Raw genomic sequence first — 17,305 nt, forward strand, 5'->3', positions numbered from 1 at the left:
CGGACGTGGCGCTCATGAGGGTGTCAGGGTCAGACAGGCGCCGTTCGTGCGGTCGGACGAAGGTCCGGTCTCCAACAGCAGCTCGCCGGGCTCCACGACGGACTCAAGTGCGCGGTCCAGCGAGGCCAGGGTATCCGCCTCGACGACGAAGGCGACCTCGGCCCGTTCGCCGGGGGCCAGGTCCACGCGGGCGAAACCGCGCAGCTCACGGACGCGCGGCCAGGAGCAGGACCCCGAGAGGCGGCGCACATAGAGCTGCACGGTCTCCCGCACGGCACGCTCGCCCGTGTTCCGCACGGTGACCGAGCAGGTGAGGGCCGGATCGCCGACCGGGGCCTCCGCGCGCGAGAGCCGGGGCTCCCCGTACTCGACGGTCGTGTACGAGAGCCCGTGGCCGAAGGCGTGCAGCGCGGTGGCGGGCTGGTCGACGTAGCCCCGGTAGCCGTGATCCTTGGCGTTGTAGAACACCGGGAGCTGGGCCGCCGAACGCGGCACGGAGACGGGCAGGCGTCCCATGGGCTCCGCGCACCCGAAGAGCACGTTGGCGAGCGCCCGCCCGCCCCACGGCCCCGGATACCAGGCCGAGAGCACGGCACGGGCCCGCCCCGAAAGCTCCGGCACGGCATGCGGCCGCCCCTGGACGAGGACCACGACGACGGGAGTGCCAGTGGCGGCCACGGCGTCGAGCAGCGCCAACTGGGCTGACGGGAGACTCAGTTCGGCAAGGTCGACTCCCTCGCCGCACGTCATCCCCGCCGGGGCGCCGGATGCCACGAGCGCCGCCCCATTGCTGTCGAAGCGCGTGTCGGCCTCCCGCGCGCTGGACCCGCCGAGCACGAGCACGGCCGTGTCGGCGCCGGCGGCCAGCGCCACCGCGTCCGCGATCTCGCCCCGGTCGCCGCCGACGAGATCGCACCCTCGCGCGTACGTCACCTCGACGCCCGGCGGCGCCACCGCCCTGATGCCGTCGAGGACGGTGAGCCCGGTGCCGGGGCGCTGCGGCGCGGTGTAGTCGCCGAGCTGCTGGGGGAGCGAGTCGGCGTTGGGGCCGATGACGGCGATGCGGGAGGGAGCAGCCGCCAGGGGGAGGGTCGCCCCGTCATGGCTGAGGAGGACGACGGACTCGCGGGCCAGGCGCTCGCTCAACTCCTCCAGGGCATGTGAGTTCTCGCGGGGCTCCCCGCCGACGTAGGGCCGCTCGAAGAGACCCAGACGGAACTTCAGCGTCAGGACGCGGGTGACCGCGGCGTCCAAGGCGTCCTCGGAGACCAGGCCCCGCTCCACCGCCTCCGCGAGCCGCGGGAAGCAGCCGTCCCACAGGCTCAGATCCGTGCCCGCGTGCAGGGCGAGCGCGCCCGCCGCCACCGGGTCACCGGCGAGGCGTACGAGGCGGTCGAGCGCGCACCCGTCGGCCATGACCAGGCCGGTGAATCCCCAGCGCTCGCGCAGCAGACCGGTGAGCAGCTCACGGTTGGCCGCGCAGGGCAGACCGTCGTACTCGTTGTAGGCGGCCATGGCGCCCGCGGCTCCGGCGCGGATCCCCGCCCGCGCCGCGACCAGGTGGATCTCGTGGAGTTCGCGCGGTCCCAGCTCCGTGGCCGCGCTGTTGCGCCCGCCGACCGTCGCGCCCTGCCCGGCGAAGTGCTTGAGGACGACCGCGGCCCGGTCCGGGGCGTACGAGGTGCCGTCCCCCTGCATGCCCCGCACCAGAGCCTGGGTGAACCGCGCCGCCAGGTAGGGGTCCTCGCCGAAACACTCCTCCGCGCGGCCCCAGCGCGGGTCGCGCACCAGGTCCAGCGCCGAGACGAGCGCGACGTGGGCGCCCCTGGCGCGCAGCTCGGCCGCCGCGCCCGCCGCCGCGGCCTCGTACAGATCCGGGTCCCAGGTCGCGCCCACGGCGAGGTTCACCGGCAGGACGGTGCCGTCCAGGGCCTGGTGGCCGTGCGGGACCTCCTCGACCAGGAGTACCGGGATGCCGAGCCGGGTGTGGGAGACGACGTGCCGCTGCACCGAGTCGGCGACCCGCGCCGCGTCCGCCGCCGTGATGCCGTCGGCGAACGCCACCCCCGACCACGGGTCGGCACGCTGCAGTCCGTACAGCGCGCCCATCCCGTCGAACGCGGCGACCTCGGCACGGAAGGCCTCCGTCAGGCGGTGGCCTTCCCAGGCGTCCGCCGTGCGCTCGTAGGCGTCCCAGCCGTACATCCGCTGGTTGACCTGGCCCACCTTCTCGGTGAGCGTCATCCGGGAGAGCAGGTCCCGCACCCGCTCGGCGACCGGGGCGGCGGCATCCCGGTACAGCGGCGCGCTCATCGCTGTTCGAGGACGCGCACGCCGAACGGGGCGAGCCGCACCTCCTCCACCGCCTCTCCCGTCTCCAGGTCGTGCAGCGAGCCGTCCACCGCCGGGTGCACCGTCAGCTCCTCGTCCGACTGGCCGACCAGCCACACGAACCGCCGCCCGTCCTCGTGCACCAGGACGTCCGCCGAGACGTACGGGTCGTCGACCGTCACCGGGCGCTTCACGCCCGCCAGTTGAGCCAGCGCCGCGTACAGCCGGTGCGTCTGCTCCGGGTTGATACGGGCCGTGCGGGCGGCCATGTGCTCCAGGGGGTAGGTGGCAAGGACCGTGCGGCCGCGTCCCGTCTCGTTCACCAGCAGTGCCGGGCGGCCGTGCGCGTCCTTCGCCACGACGCGCGCGCCCGTCGGGATGACCGGCAGGTAGGCGCGGCTGTCCTCGTTGCCCGCCACCGGGAAGCGCAGTGTCTCGCCCGCCGCGATGCCGCCGAACTCCTCGGTGAACGTCAGATCGAGAACGTCGTCCTCGATGGGTTCGGCCACCCCGTAAGAGAGCTGGAGCTCGACCCCGAAGAGTCCGTCCAGGCCGTCGAACCACGGGCCGCGCGTCCCGGGGTGCTCACCGGAGCAGAACGACAGGTACACGGTGGCGCCCTCGCGGGCCCGCCGCTCCAGCTCGCGCCGCGTCCGGGTCGTCAACTGCCGTGTGGACGGCAGGAGATACAGCGCGGCCTCTCCCGGGAGCCCGTCCGCCTCCCGCGTGAGGGCCACCGGCAGATCGGCCCCGCGCGCGGCGACGTACCCCTGATGGAGGGAGGTGAAGATCAGGGGCCGGTCGGCGGGGCGGCTGTAGGGGTAGCCGCGCTCCAGGAACGCGGGCACGACGAGCGCCGCGTCCGCGTCCGAGCGGCGGCAGCGGGCGAAGTCGACCTGCTCCAACACGCGTGAGAACGAGTGGAGTTCGATGAGCGGGGTCTTCGGGGCGCCGGTGTTGTCCGTGATGCCGAAGTGCATCTCGAAGGGGTGGTGGTCGTACGGCGACTGGTCCCACAGGTCGTCGTAGTCGGTGTTGTTCCACGCCATCCAGCCGGTCGCGCCGCCGAGGAGGGAGTTGTGGAGCGTCTGGCGGTAGTAGATCCCCGCGTTCTCGGCCGACACGGTGTCCGTCGAGAGGCCGAACTCCTCCAGGATCACGGGCTGTTCGGTGACCGCTGCCAGCTCGCACTCGAAGGCGGCGCGGTAGTGCTGACGCACGCGGTCCGTGTCGGAGCGGTACACGTGCGGGCCCACGAAATCGACGTACTCGGCGGTGTCCCGCAGCGAGAAACCGTTGTCGCGGCCCGTCACCTCGATGCCCCACGCGCCGTCGCCGAGCGAGACCGGCTGTGTGCCGCCCGCGGCGCGCACCGCGTCGCACATGAACTGCGCCCAGGCGGTGACGACGTCGCTCGACGGCGGATCCACCTGGTAGATACGGCCGTAGCCCGGCATCTCGTTGGTGATGAGCCAGCCGGTGACCCCCGCGTGGTCCTTGAAGCGGCGCGTCATCTGCGACACGAACCACGCCTGGCGGCCGACCAGCCACACGTCCTCGTAGAGGTCGCGGCCCCCGCGCCACGCCGGGTCCCAGTTCTCGCCGGACATGTGCCCGACGATGAAGGTGGGCACCGTCCCCATCCCCAACTCGGTGTGCGCGTCGAGAAAGTCACGGAAGCGCTCGCACAGCTCCTCGTCGATGCGGTGCGGCTCGGGGTGGAAGTCCGGCCAGTAGAAGAACGAGCGGGTCATCGTCAGGCCGTGCTCGCGCAGCACGGCCAGTTCCTCGCGGACCGTCTTCGGGTCGTAGTTCCGCCACATCAGCGGACCGCCGGTGCGGGACCAGAAGTTGGCGCCGATCCAGGGCAGGACGGCGGAGTCATGGGTGAGGTGGGCGCTGTGGCGTCGCATGGGGTACTCAGGTCTTTCCGTACGGGGGTGAAGAGGTACTCAGAGGTGCTTGATGGTCACGAGGCGGGCCCCGTCGACTCGCGGACGACGAGGCGGGGCCGGTCGTCGAGAGGAACGTGCGGCACGTCCTCACCGCACTGGGCGAGCAGCGCCCGCGCGGCAGCCGCGCCGACCCGCTGCACCTGCTGGTCGACGGTCGTCAGCCGCGGATGCAGCCAGCGGCCGATCGGGAGGTTGTCGTAGCCGACGACGGACAGGTCGTCCGGGACGCGAAGGCCGGAGCGCTGAGCGGCTCCGATACCGCACACCGCCATGGAGTCGTTCGCGTACATGACGGCGGTGGGACGCTCCGCCATGCCGAGCAGCTCCTCGGTCGCGGCGACGGCCGCCGCCTCGGAGAAGTCGGTGCTCAGGACGGCGGCGGGGTCAAGTCCCTTGCTCCGCAACGTCTCTTCGAAGACCGCGCGGCGCTGCCCGGTGTGCAGCAGTTCGCCGGGCCCCGACACATAGGCGATGCGCCGGTGGCCGAGCCCCATGAGGTGGTCGACGGCTTCGTGTATGCCGGCGCCCTGGTCGCCCAGACCCACGGTGGGCACGGGTGTGTCCGGGTGGGGCGCGCCGAGCAGCACCGCGGGCAGACCCAGACCGCGCAGCAGCGGCGGGCGAGGGTCGTCGGCGCGGGCGTCGGTCAGGACGGCGCCGTCGACGCGGCCCTCGGCGGCCAGGCGTTTGTACAGCGCGCTCTCCTCCGCCACGTCCGTGACCAGGTGGAGGAGCAAGCCGTAGCCGCGCGGGGCGAGTTCGCCCTCCAGACCGGTGATCAGCTCGCCGAAGTGCGGGTCCGCGCCGAGTACGTCGGTGGGGCGGCGCACGACGAGGGCCAGCGTGCGGGTCCTTGCGCTGCGCAGCGCCGTGGCCGTCGCGCTGGGCGACCAGCCGAGCTCGGCTGCGGCGTCCAGGATGCGGCGCCGGGTGGCCTCCGAGATGCGTCCCTTGGCATTGAAGGCCTGCGAGACAGCCGCCGTGGAGACCCCGGCCGCCGCGGCGACGGCCTTGATCGTGGGGCGCCCGCCGCCGTCCCTCCGGGATGCTTCCGACCCGCTCACATCTTCACCGCCCCACTGACGAGGGCCTGCTGCATCCGCTTCTGCAGCACCGTGTAGACGGCCCATACCGGTACGAGAGTCAGTACCGTACCGGCGGTCAGCACCCCGTAATCCGTCCCCGTCAGGGACTTGAGGGTGGGCAGGGCGACCTGCACGGTGCGCTGGGACGGGTCGGGGCCGATGATCACGAGCGAGTACAGATACTCGTTCCAGAAGGTCAGGAAGTTCAGGAGCAGCACCGTCGCGATGCCGGGCAGGCACATCGGCGTATAGACGTGGCGCAGGACCGCGAAGGTGGAGGCGCCGTCCATCCGCGCCGCCTCCTCCATCTCCTTGGGGATGGTCCGCATGAACTGCACCAGGATGACGACGGACAGCGGCATCGCGGTGGCGGGCAGGAAGAGCACCATGAACATGCGCGTGTGGAACAGACCGGTGGCCGCCGCGAGCAGGAACGTCGGAAAGAGAGCGGCGAACGTCGGGATGAGGAAGCCCAGCGAGAAGACCTTCTCCACGAACGCGCCGAGCGGGCCCGTCGCACGGGCGATCGCGAAGGCGGCCGGAATCGCCAGGGCCAGCGTCAGGGCCAGCGAAAAGGCCGTCACCAGAGCCGAGTTGACGACCGCGAGCCCCAGATCGGCGCTCTCGAAGGCGGTGCCGAAGTTGCCGAAGGACAGCGAGGTGGGAAGCGAGAAGGGGCTTGCGAAGATCTGCTCGTTGGTCTTGAAGGCCGAGGCGAGCAGGTAGTAGAGGGGGACGACGAGCAGCGCCGCGTACGCCCACGCCAGGATGTGCGCGGGCAGCCAGGACTTTCCGTGCTTCAAGGTGACCGGCTCCGATCGGGGTCAGTAGTTCTGGCGGAACGCGCGGCGGATGGTGAGCAGACCGACGAGACCGACCAGGAAGAGGATCACGCCGACGGTCTGGCTGTAGCCGAGGTCGGCGGCGATGAACGCCTTCTGGTAGACGAGGAACGACAGCGTGGTCGACGAGCTGCCGGGCCCGCCCTGCGTGAGCAGCAGGACGTGCTGGGCCGACCCGAAGAACGTCCAGAGGAACTGCAGCATCGTCACCACGCCCACGTACTCCCGGATGACCGGGAAGTGCACGCGCCACATCGTCCGCCAGTGCCCGGCGCCGTCCAGCTGTGCCGCCTCACCGAGTTCCTCGGGCACACTGCCGAGCCGCGCGGCGAACAGAACGGCCGTGAAGCCGATCCCGCCCCAGATGTCGAGCACGATCAGACAGCCGAGCGCCGTCGAGGGAGAGGCCAGCCAGGCATCGGTCACCGAGCCGAGCCCCACCGACTTCAGCGCGCCGTTGACCAGTCCGTCGGGGGACAGGGCGGCGTAGAACACCATTGCCTTGGCCGGGGTGGAGATCAGGCCGGGTATGAACAGGAGGTAGCGCAGGACACGGTGCCCCGGCGGCTTCTGCGCCACGTAGTAGCCCAGCATGTACGCGCACACGATCATGATCGGGAGCGCTACGGCGAGCTGGACCGCCGTGTTGCGCACGGCGTCCCAGAACACCGGGTCGTCGAGGACCGTACGGACGTTGTCGAACCCGGCGAACGAGACGGGCTGGAGCATGCCCGGCCAGCGCAGGGCCGCGATCACGAAGATCGCGATCATCGGCCCGACCATGAAGACCAGGTACCAGACCAGGGCGGGGACGGCGAGGATCGTGCCGCCTTCCTGGCGGCGTTTGCGGGTCGGGGGCTCGGCGGGGGCAGCGGGGCGGACCTCGGTCCCGCCCGGCGTCGACATCGTTGTCGTCATCTCGGGTGACTCCCAGAAGGCTCGGGCAGCTCGGACGGACGGCGGCTCATGCGGTGCGGTACGCGGCTTCGAGCACGGAACGCACCTTGGCGGGGCTCGTGCCGCGCGTGAACGCCGTGCTGGTCGCGGTGATCAGCGGCTGCGTCGCGGCCGGCGGGACGTATACGTCGGGCAGCAGGGCCTCGCTGACGTCGTCGCCGAGCTTCTGCGCGTCGGCGACCAGCGGGAAGTCCGTGCTGAGCGTGTCGGAGCGCAGGGCCATGTCGCGCCCGCTCTCCTTGATGAACCGCGAGACGGTGTCGGGCCGGTACATGAAGCGCAGGAACTTCTCGACCGCGTCGAGCTTCTTCGTGCCGTTCGGGCTGATCCAGAAACCGATCAGGGTGTACGTCCGCAGGATCGTCGGTTTGGCGTGTGCGGCGTCCGGCGCGAGCGGCCAGCCGCCGACCTCGGTGTGCCGGGCGACCTTCTCCGGGACTTTCGCCAGTGCCGACGACATCGCGGACTGGATGGCCGCCGCTTCGGTGTTGAACTGCGTCGTCATCGTGTCGGACGTCAGGCCCTGCGCCTTGTCGGCGAAGACACCCGCGTCGCGCAGCGCGGTGAAGTACTCGATGCCGTCGCGGGCGCCCCGGCTGCCGCTGAAGTCGCCGCTCGTGAACACCTTTCGCGCCTCGTCGGGGGAGAGGAAGGTCTGGATGATCTGCGCGAGGAGCTTCTGGCCCGTCCAGTCGTTGCCGCCGACGGTCACCGGCGCGATGCCCTTGGCGCGGAGTTTGCGGGCGGCGGCGATCAGCTGGTCGCCGGTGGTGGGGACCGCGTCGACACCGGCCTTGCCGAGCAGCGCGGTGTTGTAGGCGACCGGCCAGTTGGTGGCGAAGTACGGGAAGGCCCGAAGCCGTCCCTTGCCGTCGGTCCAGGCGTCCAGGGCGACGGGCAGGACGCGCTTTCGCAGCCCCCAGTCGTCCATGTACCCCTTGACGTCGACGGTGGCCCCGACATCGGTCCAGGCCAGCGTCTTGTCGTAGAGGTTCACCATGACGACGTCCGGCTCCTTGCGGGCGAGCCGTGAGGTCTCGTAGACCTGCGCGAGGTCGTCACCGTTGACGAGGTTCTTCACCTTCAGGCCCGGGTTCTCCTCCCGGAAGGTGTTCAGGGCGGACAGATACGTGGGCGAGCCCGGCGCGGTGGTGCCGAGCTGGCTGTGCACCACGAGTGTGTCGGGATCGGAATCCGCCGACGCCAGCGTGGAGCAGCCGGCGACGGCGGGCAGGGTGGTGGCGGCGGCCAGGCCTGAACCTGCGGCGAGGAAGCCGCGCCGACTCATCGTTGAGCGCACAGCGGGATGTCTCCAACCAGGACGATGACAACCAGGGGTTAATCGATATACCTGCGGGGGTGCGAGGAGCGTAGGAGGGCTTCGCCGAACGGTCAATGCCCTGTTGCGCACCGTGAATCTTCCGGCGAATGCGGCAATCCGGGCGCTGGTCGGGCGCAGGCTCGGCGCACGCTTTTATGCAACTAGTTGCACAACAGGTGATGCGTCGTCTAGAACAGTCGTGACGACCATCGCGCACGGAGGCCCCGCATGAGCCGCTACCCGAACCTGCTGAACCCCCTGGACCTGGGCTTCACCACCCTGCCCAACCGGGTCCTGATGGGGTCCATGCACGTGGGCCTCGAAGAGGCGCCGGACGGCTTCCGGCGGATGGCGGAGTTCTACGCGACCCGTGCGCGCGGCGGCGTCGGCCTCATCGTCACGGGCGGCATCGCCCCGAACGAGCTCGGCCGCCCCTGGGACGGCGGCGCCAAGCTGACCACCGAGGCGGAGGCGCAGGAGCACGCGGGCATCACGGCCGCCGTGCACGCCGAGGGCGGCAAGATCGCCATGCAGATCCTGCACTTCGGGCGGTACGCCTACCACGAGGGCCTCGTCGCGCCGAGCGCGATCAAGGCGCCGATCAGCCCCTTCGTGCCGCGCGCGCTTGAGGACGACGAGGTCGAGCAGACCATCGAGGACTTCGTGCGCGCAGCCTCGCTCGCCAAGCTCGCGGGCTACGACGGCGTCGAAGTCATGGGCTCCGAGGGCTACTTGATCAACGAGTTCATCGCGGCCCCCACCAACCAGCGCGACGACCGCTGGGGCGGCGCCTACGAGAACCGCATCCGCTTCCCCGTCGAGATCGTGCGCCGGATACGCGAGCGCGTCGGCGCGGACTTCATCATCATCTACCGCCTCTCCATGCTGGACCTCGTCCCCGGCGGCTCGACCCTCGAAGAGGTCGTCCACCTCGCCAGGGAGATCGAGGCCGCGGGCGCCACGATCATCAACACCGGCATCGGCTGGCACGAGGCGCGCATCCCCACCATCGCCACGTCGGTGCCGCGCGGCGCGTACACCTTCGTCACGAAGAAGGTCATGGGCGAGGTCTCCGTCCCGCTCGTCACCACCAACCGGATCAACACCCCAGAGATCGCGGAGCAGTTGCTCGCCGACGGCGCCGCCGACATGGTGTCCCTGGCCCGCCCGCTGCTCGCCGACCCGGACTTCGTGGCCAAGGCGAAGGCCGAGCGGTCCGATGCCATCAACACCTGCATCGGCTGCAACCAGGCCTGCCTGGACCACACCTTCAACCTGCAGATCACTTCCTGCCTGGTGAACCCGCGCGCCTGCCACGAGACCGAACTCGTCCTCGCGCCGACCCGCACCAAGAAGCGCGTCGCCGTCGTCGGCGCGGGCCCGGCAGGCCTCGCCTTCGCGGTGTCGGCGGCCGAGCGCGGCCATGACGTCACGCTCATCGACGCCGCGTCCGAGATCGGCGGCCAGCTGAACGTCGCGCGCAAGGTGCCCGGCAAGGAAGAGTTCGACGAGACCCTGCGCTACTTCCGCACCCAGCTCGAACTGCACGGCGTGGACGTCAAGTTGAAGACCCGCGCCACGGCGGAGGACCTCGCGAAGGCGGCGTACGACGAAGTGGTCGTCGCCACCGGAGTCACCCCCCGCACCCCCGAGATCCCCGGCATCGACCACCCCAGCGTGGTCGGCTACCTCGACGTGCTGCGCGACAGCGCGCCCGTGGGGGAGCGCGCCGCGATCATCGGCGCGGGCGGCATCGGCTTCGACGTGGCCGAGTACCTCACCGACAGCGGCGACAAGGCGAGCCTTGACCCGGCGACGTACTTCCGGCAGTGGGGCGTCGACATGGACTACAAGGACCGCGGCGGCCTGACCGCGCCCGACCGCCCCACCCCGCCGCGCTCCGTGCACCTGCTGCAGCGCAAGACCTCCAAGGTCGGCCAGGGCCTGGGCAAGACCACGGGCTGGATCCACCGCACCGAGCTGCGCCACCGCGGCGTCACGATGGTCGCCGGCGCGAGCTACGACCTCATCGACGACGCGGGCCTGCACATCACCGTCGACGGACAGTCCACCGTCATCCCCGTCGACACGGTCGTCCTCTGCTCGGGCCAGGACCCGCGCCGCGACCTGTACGAGGAGCTGCTCGCCGGCGGGCACAGCGCACACCTCATCGGGGGCGCGGACGTGGCGGCCGAGCTGGACGCCAAGCGGGCCATCAAGCAGGGCACGGAGCTGGCTGCGGCGCTGTGACCGCCGCGCCGTAACCCCGGGCGCCCGCTCCGGGTGCCGTACCTAGGATGGCCGCCATGTCACTCCCGCACGCGATCCTCACCGCCCTGCTAGAGAAGCCTTCGTCGGGGTTGGAGCTGACCCGCAGGTTCGACAAGTCGATCGGCTACTTCTGGTCGGCCACGCACCAGCAGATCTACCGCGAGCTGGGAAAACTGGAGCGGGACGGGGCCATCCGCGCCCTGGAGCAACAGCAGGCGACCCGCGGCCAGAAGAAGGAGTACGAGGTCCTGCCCGCGGGCCGCGCCGAGCTGGCCCGCTGGACGGCGGCGAGCCAGGACCCCAAGCCGCTGCGGGACACGCTGCTGCTGCGCCTGCGGGCGGCGGCGGTCGTCGGAACGGACGGCATCGAGGCGGACCTGCACCGCCATCTCGCTCTACACCGGCGGCAGTTGGCCGAGTACGAGGAGATCGAGAAACGGGACTTCCCGCCGGGGAAGGACGCGGTGGAGGACCGGCTGCGGCATGTGGTGCTGCGGGCCGGGATCGACCTGGAGACGTTCTGGACGCAGTGGCTCGAGCAGACCCTGGAGGAGCTCGGGGCGCCGGAGGCGTGAAGCCTTCCTCGGGTGTTCCTCGGGTGTTCCTCGGGCCCTCGGTGTTCCTCAGGATGACGGCTGCCGTCGGCCCGGCGTGACGGGGTCGACGGCAGCTGCCTCTTCGGTGGCCCTGGATCAGAGCCGGTGCTGCGCGCCGCGGCGACGCAGGTACCAGGCGCCACCGCCGCCCACGGCAAGGACCACCAGGGCCCCGCCCGCGGCGAGGGTGAAGGTGCCGTAGTCCTCGCTGCCGCCCCCGAGACCGCCCCGGACGCCGCGCGGGGGCGCCGTCGTGGAGCGGGTCGTCGGCGACGCCGATGCCCCGACGGTGATCGTCTGCGAACCGGCTGTCGTACCGTCCTCGCAGATCACGGCCACCGTGTGGAGACCGGTGCTCACGTTCTGCCAGGACGCGCTGCCGCCGGTGAGCGGCATCTGCCTGCCCGCGGCGAAGCTTGCCTGGCCATTGCTCATCAGCGAGGCGTTGCCCCCGTCGGGGCAGGCCGCCGTGGTCACCGTGACCGTCGTTCCCCTGGCGGTGACCGAGATTCCTCCGGGGGCGGCATGCGCCGACGGAGCGGTCAGTGCCATCGGAAGCGCAGCCGCGGCGGCGATGGTCAGGCCGGAGCGGACGAATATCTGAAGTGTGCGCATGAGTGTCTGCCCTCCGGTGGCACGGGAGGCGGTACATCCCATGCGCCGCCGGGGGTCGGGGAGCGCCCGTGCTACCTGCCGATGAGTCAACGTGCCAATCTCCCCGGCCGCATGCGGACAGCGACCGGGCAGGTGACGGAATCCTCCGGACGGCCGACAGCTGATGGGCGGGACACGGCTGACCCGGTGTCAAGGGCGTCGGCCCGTGGTGACCTTCCGCTCGGGGGTGAAGCCGCCCCACGTCCCGTCGGGGAGCTTGGCCCGGAGCCTCACCCGGTGGGTGTCGCCGGGCTCCTTGCCGATGTAGAAGCTGTGCGTGGCCTTCTTCCGTGGCGCCGTACCGCCGAACACCAGCGAGGTGGCGCTCTTCCCGTCGAGGTGGATCTGGTACTCGGCCACCGCGCCGCCGGTGTCCGGCGGCGTCCAGGCCAGCTCGATGTAGTACGCCCCGTCGGTGTGCCGCGTCTTCGCGCGGAAGTCCGTCGGCGCGGTGCCGCGCCCGTCGTCCCGGCCCGCCGCGGTGGTGAGACGGACGGTACGGCTGGCGGGGGACGCGTTGTCGGCCGCGTCGAGCGCCTTGACGGTGAAGCGGTAGGCCGTGCCGGGACGCAGCCCGGTGACGAGGGTGCGCAGCTCGCTCCCGCCCACACTGTGGATCTTTGACGTGCCCTGATAGATCTCGTACGAGGCGACGCCCTGGTCGTCCTTGGACGCGCCCCAGGACAACGTCACCGCCCGGCTCCCCTCCACCGCGCCCCGCGGTGAGCCGGGGCGCGAGGGCGGCTTCCGGTCCGCGGCGGTCGCGGCCGGCGTGGTGACCGTCAGCTTCTTGCTGGCCTCGCCGACGTTCCCCTCGGCGTCCCGGGCGCGGACGGTGAAGGTGTAGGCGGTGGACGGCTTCAGACCGCCGACGTCCACCATGTGCTTGCCGCCGGACACGCGCTCGACCCTGGTGGACCCCCGGTACACGTCGTAGCCGGTGACTTCGGTGTCGTCCGTCGCGCGGTTCCACATGACGTGGGCGGTGGTGGCGCTGCCCGCCTGGACCGTGACGCCTCTGGGGGCTGCCGGGGGCCGCACGTCCTTCGCGTCCTTGTCGCCGCCCCAGGCGCAGGCGGTGAGGGTGCAGGCGGTGACGGCGAGGAGTGCGGAGAGGGCGGGGAGGGCGGAGAGGCGGGTGAAGGGGGTGGACAGGTGGGGGGTCCGTCGCACGGTCGTGCCTTCCACTCGGGCGGCATTGGTCCGGACCTATTTCCACACAGGTGTCGGGTGCACATCAAGGGGTGCGCGTGCACCGTCCGGGCATCGCGCGGGTGGCCGAGGTGTAGGACCCGGGACAGCTTGGGATGTCTGGTCAGGTGCTACCGGCTGCCGGCCGCCGGTCCCCACTTGCCCGACCGGCCGTCAGTTACCTCCCAGGGAAGGCCCTTTCACATGCGTATCGGAGACGCGGCACTCGCCGCCGCTGTCGGAGTCGTCCTGCTCGTCCCCGCTTCACTGCCCGCCGCGGCGTATCCGCAGGAGCGTAAGTCGCCTGCTGTCAGGGATGGTTCACCGGCTCCGGTCAGCCAGGAGGGGCCCGTCTCCGCGGCCGCGCTCCTGGCCAGGACCACGACCTGTCAGCAGATTTCGCTCGGCAAGTACCGTACGGACGCCGGAGCTCCCGCGAACGTACCCGTCTGCGGAAAGCGGGGCGCGGTGTTCTGGAAGGCCGACATGGACATCGACTGCGACGGACGGCCGAGCAGGGCCTGCAACCGCCGCACGGATCCGCTGTTCCAGGACGCCACCGCGTTCCAGGAATCGGGCGGCCGCCAGCTGAGCGCCGAAGGTCTTCCGTACGTCGTCGTGCCGGGCGCGAGCCGCATCTGGAGCCACACGCGGCACGGCATCACCGGCGGCTCGGTCGCCGCCGTCATCCACGGGGGCAAGGTCCTGTACGCCGTCGTCGGCGACACGGGACCCACCGACCTCATCGGCGAGGCGTCGTACGCGGCGGCCAAGTCCCTGGGCATCAACCCCGACCCCCGGTCGGGCGGCACCGGCGCGGGCGTCACCTACATCGTCTTCAACGGCCCCAAGGCGTCCCCCATCGAGAGCCACCGGGCCGCGGTCGCCCGGGGCGACGCGCTGGCCCGGCAGTTCCTCGCCCAGAACTGACCGCCCGGCCTCACACCTTCCGGTAGGAGTACGCCTCGACCGCCGCGGCCTCCACCGCCGCGATGTCGGCGCCCGCGGAGGCGGCCACCACCGCCGCGACCGCGCCCTCCACGAAGGGGGCGTCCACCAGGCGGGCGCCCTCCGGGAGCTCGTCACCCTCGGCGATCAGCGCCTTCACGGTCAGGACCGCACTGCCCAGATCGGTGAGGATCGCGATGCCCGCGCCGCCGTCCACCTTCGCGGCGGCCGCGGCGATGAGCTCCGAGCTGGTGCCGAGGCCGCCGTCCTCGGTGCCGCCGGCGGCGGCCACCGGCGCGGTCGTCCCGCCGCCCGCAAGCCCCGTGGCAAGGGCGGCGACGGATTCGGCGACGGGGCCGCTGTGCGAGACGAGGACGATGCCGACCAGCTTGTCGTCATGCACGGCCGGCCTCCGCGGTCTGCGCGAGCGCGTCGAAGAGCAGCGCCGACGAGGTCGCCCCGGGGTCCTGGTGCCCGATGCTGCGCTCGCCCAGATAACTGGCCCGGCCCTTGCGCGCCTGGAGCGGCGTCGTGGCCAGCGCGCCTTCGTCGGCGGCGGCGCGCGCCGCGCCGAACGACTCCGAGAGCGCGTCGACCGCGGGCACGAGGGCGTCCAGCATGGTCTTGTCGCCGGGCGCCGCGCCACCGAGCGCGCTGACGGCGTCGACGCCGGCGCGCAGCGCGTCGGCGAACTCCTGCTCGCTGACCTCGGCCGCGTCACCCAGGGCCTTGCCGGTACGGCGGAGCAGCGTCCCGTACAGCGGCCCCGACGCACCCCCCACGGTCGAGATCAACTGCCGTCCCGCCAAGGTGAGCACGGCCCCGGGCGTGGCCGGTGCGTCCTTCTCCAGAGTGGCCACCACGGCGGCGAACCCGCGCTGCAGATTGCTGCCGTGGTCGGCGTCGCCGATCGGCGAGTCCAGCTCGGTGAGCCGCTGCGCCTCCCGGTCGACGAGTGCGGCGGCCGAGGTCAGCCAGTGACGGAAGAATGCGGCATCGAGCACGGAAACTCCTTGCGCGGTAGAACAGTCGGGCACGGTCGGGTACGGAACTGCCATGTGTCGTACGTGGTGACGGCTGGGGGATCAGATACCCCAGCGAAGCCCCGCCGTACGCACCGGGGCGTTCCAGAGCCGCAGCAGCTCCTCGTCGACCTGGCACAGGGTGACGGAGGCCCCGGCCATGTCGAGCGATGTCACGTAGTTGCCGACCAGCGTGTGCGCCACGACGACACCGCGCTCGGCGAGGACGCGCTGGACCTCGGCATTGAAGCCGTACAGCTCCAGGAGGGGAGTGGCCCCCATGCCGTTGACGAGCACGAGCACGGGATTGCGCGGTTGCAGGTCCCCCAGCACCACGTCCACGGCGTAGTCCGCGATCTCGCTCGACGTCATCATCGGGCGCCGCTCACGGCCGGGCTCGCCGTGGATGCCGACGCCCAACTCCAGCTCGCCGGAGGGCAGATCGAAGGTGGGGCTGCCCTTGGCGGGCGTGGAGCAGGCGCTGAGCGCGACGCCGAAACTCCGCGCGTTCTCGTTCACCTGCCGCGCGATCGCCTCCACCCGCTCCAACGGCTGGCCCTCGTCGGCCGCCGCCCCCGCGATCTTCTCCACGTAGAGCGTCGCGCCGGTGCCGCGGCGGCCCGCCGTGTAGAGGCTGTCGGTGACGGCCACGTCGTCGTTCACGAGGACCTTCGCGACCTGAATGCCCTCGTCCTCGGCGAGCTCCGCCGCCATGTCGAAGTTGAGGACGTCCCCCGTGTAGTTCTTCACGACGAACAGCACCCCCGCCCCGCTGTCCACGGCGGCAGCGGCCCGCACCATCTGATCCGGCACGGGCGAGGTGAACACCTCACCGGGACATGCGGCGGACAGCATCCCCGGACCGACGAACCCACCGTGCAGCGGCTCATGACCGGAGCCTCCGCCGGAGACGAGGGCGACCTTCCCCTCGACGGGGGCGTCCCTGCGCACGATCACGCGATTGTCCACGTCGATCGTCAGATCGGGATGCGCGGCCGCCATACCCCGCAGCGCGTCCGCCACGACCGTCTCCGCCACGTTGATGAGCATCTTCATGGGTACCTCCTGTGAGCTGTGCCGGTCTGCGATGGAGTCTACGAGTGCGGCTCGCCAAGGGCATCGGAGACGCGGGGGCACAGCTGGCTCACGGCCGCTCCCGGGTGCGGCGCCGGCCGGCCGGCAGGGGTACGGGCTCGACTCCCGGGATGACGGTGTTGGTCAGGGTGCCGATGCCCTCGACGGTGAGGCCGACGGTGTCACCCGGCCGCAGCGGCCGCGGGGTCCGCTCGCCGCGCAACCCCCACAGTTCGGCGAGGCATCCACCGTTTCCGCAGGTCCCGGAGCCGAGGACGTCACCGGGCACGACCCGGGTGCCGCGCGAGGCGTAGGCGGTCATCTCCTCGAAGGTCCAGCTCATGTTGGACAGCAGGTCCTTGCCGACCACCTGGCCGTTGACCTCGGCGGTCAGCGCCAGCCGCAGGAAGCCGTCGGCATCCCGGTAGGGCTCCAGTTGGTCGGCGGTGACCAGGTAAGGGCCCAGGGTCGTGGCGGTGTCCTTGCCCTTGCACGGGCCGAGGCCGACCTTCATCTCCGCCGACTGCAGGTCGCGGGCCGACCAGTCGTTGAACACCGTGTAGCCGACGATGTGGTCGCGCGCCTGCTCGGGGGTGAGGTCGCGGCCCTCCCGCCCGATGACGGCGCCAACTTCGAGTTCGAAGTCCAGCACGGCTGCCCCGGGCGGCACCGGCACATCCTGGTGGGGGCCGTAGATCGCGTGGGGGTTGGTGAAGTAGAAGGTCGGAGACGCGTACCACTGCTCGGGTACGCCGCCGGTTCCCTCCACGGAGCGGCGTACGCCCTCGACATGTTCCTCGAAGGTGACGAAGTCCCGTACCGACGTGGGCTGGAGGGGAGGGAGCAGGCGAACCTGCGAGACATGCGGGCCGGGCGGCGCGTCGAGGGCGGCAGCGCCCGCGGCGAGCAGTCCGGGAAGGCCGCCGGTTTCCGCGAGGAGAGCGGTGAGCGAGGTGACCCGGGGCAGGGGGAAGAGGGTGCCGTCGTCTTCCACGACGGCCACCCGGTGGCGCTGTTGATGCTCGTAGGCGGCGAAGCGCATGGTGCGGCTCCCGGCG

The 17,305-nt window shown here is 71.4% G+C and carries 15 protein-coding genes; 3 read left to right on the forward strand and 12 right to left on the reverse strand.

Annotated features, from left to right (window positions below):
- Window positions 1-12 precede the first annotated feature (12 nt).
- The 6 genes from ACIBCK_RS08125 to ACIBCK_RS08150 are packed head-to-tail and all read right to left on the reverse strand — an operon-like array spanning window position 13 to window position 8,470.
- Window positions 13-2,313 (reverse strand): glycoside hydrolase family 3 N-terminal domain-containing protein, encoded by a 2,301-nt coding sequence (locus ACIBCK_RS08125; RefSeq protein ID WP_399387866.1) that lies wholly within the window; start codon window positions 2,311-2,313, stop codon window positions 13-15.
- On the reverse strand, window positions 2,310-4,244 hold the full coding sequence (locus tag ACIBCK_RS08130; protein ID WP_399387868.1) for a cellulase family glycosylhydrolase: 1,935 nt from the start codon (window positions 4,242-4,244) through the stop codon (window positions 2,310-2,312). The genes ACIBCK_RS08125 and ACIBCK_RS08130 overlap by 4 nt, the downstream gene beginning before the upstream one ends.
- Before the next feature lie 56 nt (window positions 4,245-4,300).
- Window positions 4,301-5,350, reverse strand: a complete 1,050-nt coding sequence (locus tag ACIBCK_RS08135) for a LacI family DNA-binding transcriptional regulator (protein ID WP_399387870.1) — start codon at window positions 5,348-5,350, stop codon at window positions 4,301-4,303.
- Window positions 5,347-6,174 (reverse strand): carbohydrate ABC transporter permease, encoded by an 828-nt coding sequence (locus ACIBCK_RS08140; protein WP_399387872.1) that lies wholly within the window; start codon window positions 6,172-6,174, stop codon window positions 5,347-5,349. The genes ACIBCK_RS08135 and ACIBCK_RS08140 overlap by 4 nt, the downstream gene beginning before the upstream one ends.
- 21 nt (window positions 6,175-6,195) lie before the next feature.
- Window positions 6,196-7,131, reverse strand: coding sequence for a carbohydrate ABC transporter permease (locus ACIBCK_RS08145; RefSeq protein ID WP_399387874.1), 936 nt, complete (start codon window positions 7,129-7,131; stop codon window positions 6,196-6,198).
- Window positions 7,132-7,177: 46 nt separating this feature from the next.
- Window positions 7,178-8,470, reverse strand: a complete 1,293-nt coding sequence (locus tag ACIBCK_RS08150; RefSeq protein WP_399387875.1) for an ABC transporter substrate-binding protein — start codon at window positions 8,468-8,470, stop codon at window positions 7,178-7,180.
- Between the two features lie 249 nt (window positions 8,471-8,719).
- Between ACIBCK_RS08150 and ACIBCK_RS08155 the strand changes: the two genes are divergently transcribed.
- Together ACIBCK_RS08155 and ACIBCK_RS08160 are read left to right on the forward strand one after the other, a co-directional pair.
- Window positions 8,720-10,741, forward strand: a complete 2,022-nt coding sequence (locus ACIBCK_RS08155) for an FAD-dependent oxidoreductase (protein ID WP_399387877.1) — start codon at window positions 8,720-8,722, stop codon at window positions 10,739-10,741.
- Window positions 10,742-10,797: 56 nt separating this feature from the next.
- Window positions 10,798-11,337 carry a PadR family transcriptional regulator gene (locus ACIBCK_RS08160; protein ID WP_399387879.1) on the forward strand — a complete coding sequence of 180 codons (540 nt, stop codon included), beginning with the start codon at window positions 10,798-10,800 and terminating at the stop codon, window positions 11,335-11,337.
- Between the two features lie 117 nt (window positions 11,338-11,454).
- Here ACIBCK_RS08160 and ACIBCK_RS08165 read toward each other — a convergent pair whose 3' ends face one another.
- Together ACIBCK_RS08165 and ACIBCK_RS08170 are read right to left on the reverse strand one after the other, a co-directional pair.
- Window positions 11,455-11,973 carry a hypothetical protein gene (locus ACIBCK_RS08165; protein WP_399387881.1) on the reverse strand — a complete coding sequence of 173 codons (519 nt, stop codon included), beginning with the start codon at window positions 11,971-11,973 and terminating at the stop codon, window positions 11,455-11,457.
- 189 nt (window positions 11,974-12,162) lie between these two features.
- Window positions 12,163-13,185: a fibronectin type III domain-containing protein gene (locus tag ACIBCK_RS08170; RefSeq protein WP_399387883.1), complete on the reverse strand. Its 1,023-nt coding sequence runs from the start codon at window positions 13,183-13,185 to the stop codon at window positions 12,163-12,165.
- Window positions 13,186-13,407: 222 nt separating this feature from the next.
- Between ACIBCK_RS08170 and ACIBCK_RS08175 the strand changes: the two genes are divergently transcribed.
- A complete protein-coding gene (locus ACIBCK_RS08175) occupies window positions 13,408-14,133 on the forward strand; it encodes a glycoside hydrolase family 75 protein (RefSeq protein ID WP_399387885.1) in 726 nt (241 codons plus the stop codon).
- A gap of 10 nt (window positions 14,134-14,143) precedes the next feature.
- Here ACIBCK_RS08175 and ACIBCK_RS08180 read toward each other — a convergent pair whose 3' ends face one another.
- The 4 genes from ACIBCK_RS08180 to ACIBCK_RS08195 all read right to left on the reverse strand — a co-directional run bounded on the left by ACIBCK_RS08180 (window position 14,144) and on the right by ACIBCK_RS08195 (window position 17,289).
- Entirely contained in the window at window positions 14,144-14,554 is a 411-nt protein-coding gene (locus ACIBCK_RS08180; protein ID WP_399387886.1) for a PTS-dependent dihydroxyacetone kinase phosphotransferase subunit DhaM, read from the reverse strand.
- Entirely contained in the window at window positions 14,547-15,155 is a 609-nt protein-coding gene (gene dhaL, locus ACIBCK_RS08185; RefSeq protein ID WP_399387888.1) for a dihydroxyacetone kinase subunit DhaL, read from the reverse strand. The genes ACIBCK_RS08180 and dhaL overlap by 8 nt, the downstream gene beginning before the upstream one ends.
- An 81-nt stretch (window positions 15,156-15,236) precedes the next feature.
- Window positions 15,237-16,229, reverse strand: a complete 993-nt coding sequence (dhaK, locus tag ACIBCK_RS08190) for a dihydroxyacetone kinase subunit DhaK (protein WP_399387890.1) — start codon at window positions 16,227-16,229, stop codon at window positions 15,237-15,239.
- A gap of 88 nt (window positions 16,230-16,317) precedes the next feature.
- Window positions 16,318-17,289 (reverse strand): fumarylacetoacetate hydrolase family protein, encoded by a 972-nt coding sequence (locus ACIBCK_RS08195; protein ID WP_399387892.1) that lies wholly within the window; start codon window positions 17,287-17,289, stop codon window positions 16,318-16,320.
- Between the last annotated feature and the right edge of the window lie 16 nt (window positions 17,290-17,305).

Source organism: Streptomyces sp. NPDC051218, from assembly GCF_044455475.1.
In the GTDB taxonomy this organism is placed as follows: domain Bacteria; phylum Actinomycetota; class Actinomycetes; order Streptomycetales; family Streptomycetaceae; genus Streptomyces.

Coding starts and splice junctions, on each gene's coding strand:
- dhaK (WP_399387890.1), bottom strand. CDS start 16,229: ATGAAGATGCTCATCAACGTGGCGGAGACGGTCGTGGCGGACGCGCTG.
- ACIBCK_RS08155 (WP_399387877.1), top strand. CDS start 8,720: ATGAGCCGCTACCCGAACCTGCTGAACCCCCTGGACCTGGGCTTCACC.
- ACIBCK_RS08175 (WP_399387885.1), top strand. CDS start 13,408: ATGCGTATCGGAGACGCGGCACTCGCCGCCGCTGTCGGAGTCGTCCTG.
- ACIBCK_RS08130 (WP_399387868.1), bottom strand. CDS start 4,244: ATGCGACGCCACAGCGCCCACCTCACCCATGACTCCGCCGTCCTGCCC.
- ACIBCK_RS08165 (WP_399387881.1), bottom strand. CDS start 11,973: ATGCGCACACTTCAGATATTCGTCCGCTCCGGCCTGACCATCGCCGCC.
- ACIBCK_RS08145 (WP_399387874.1), bottom strand. CDS start 7,131: ATGACGACAACGATGTCGACGCCGGGCGGGACCGAGGTCCGCCCCGCT.
- ACIBCK_RS08195 (WP_399387892.1), bottom strand. CDS start 17,289: ATGCGCTTCGCCGCCTACGAGCATCAACAGCGCCACCGGGTGGCCGTC.
- ACIBCK_RS08125 (WP_399387866.1), bottom strand. CDS start 2,313: ATGAGCGCGCCGCTGTACCGGGATGCCGCCGCCCCGGTCGCCGAGCGG.
- ACIBCK_RS08160 (WP_399387879.1), top strand. CDS start 10,798: ATGTCACTCCCGCACGCGATCCTCACCGCCCTGCTAGAGAAGCCTTCG.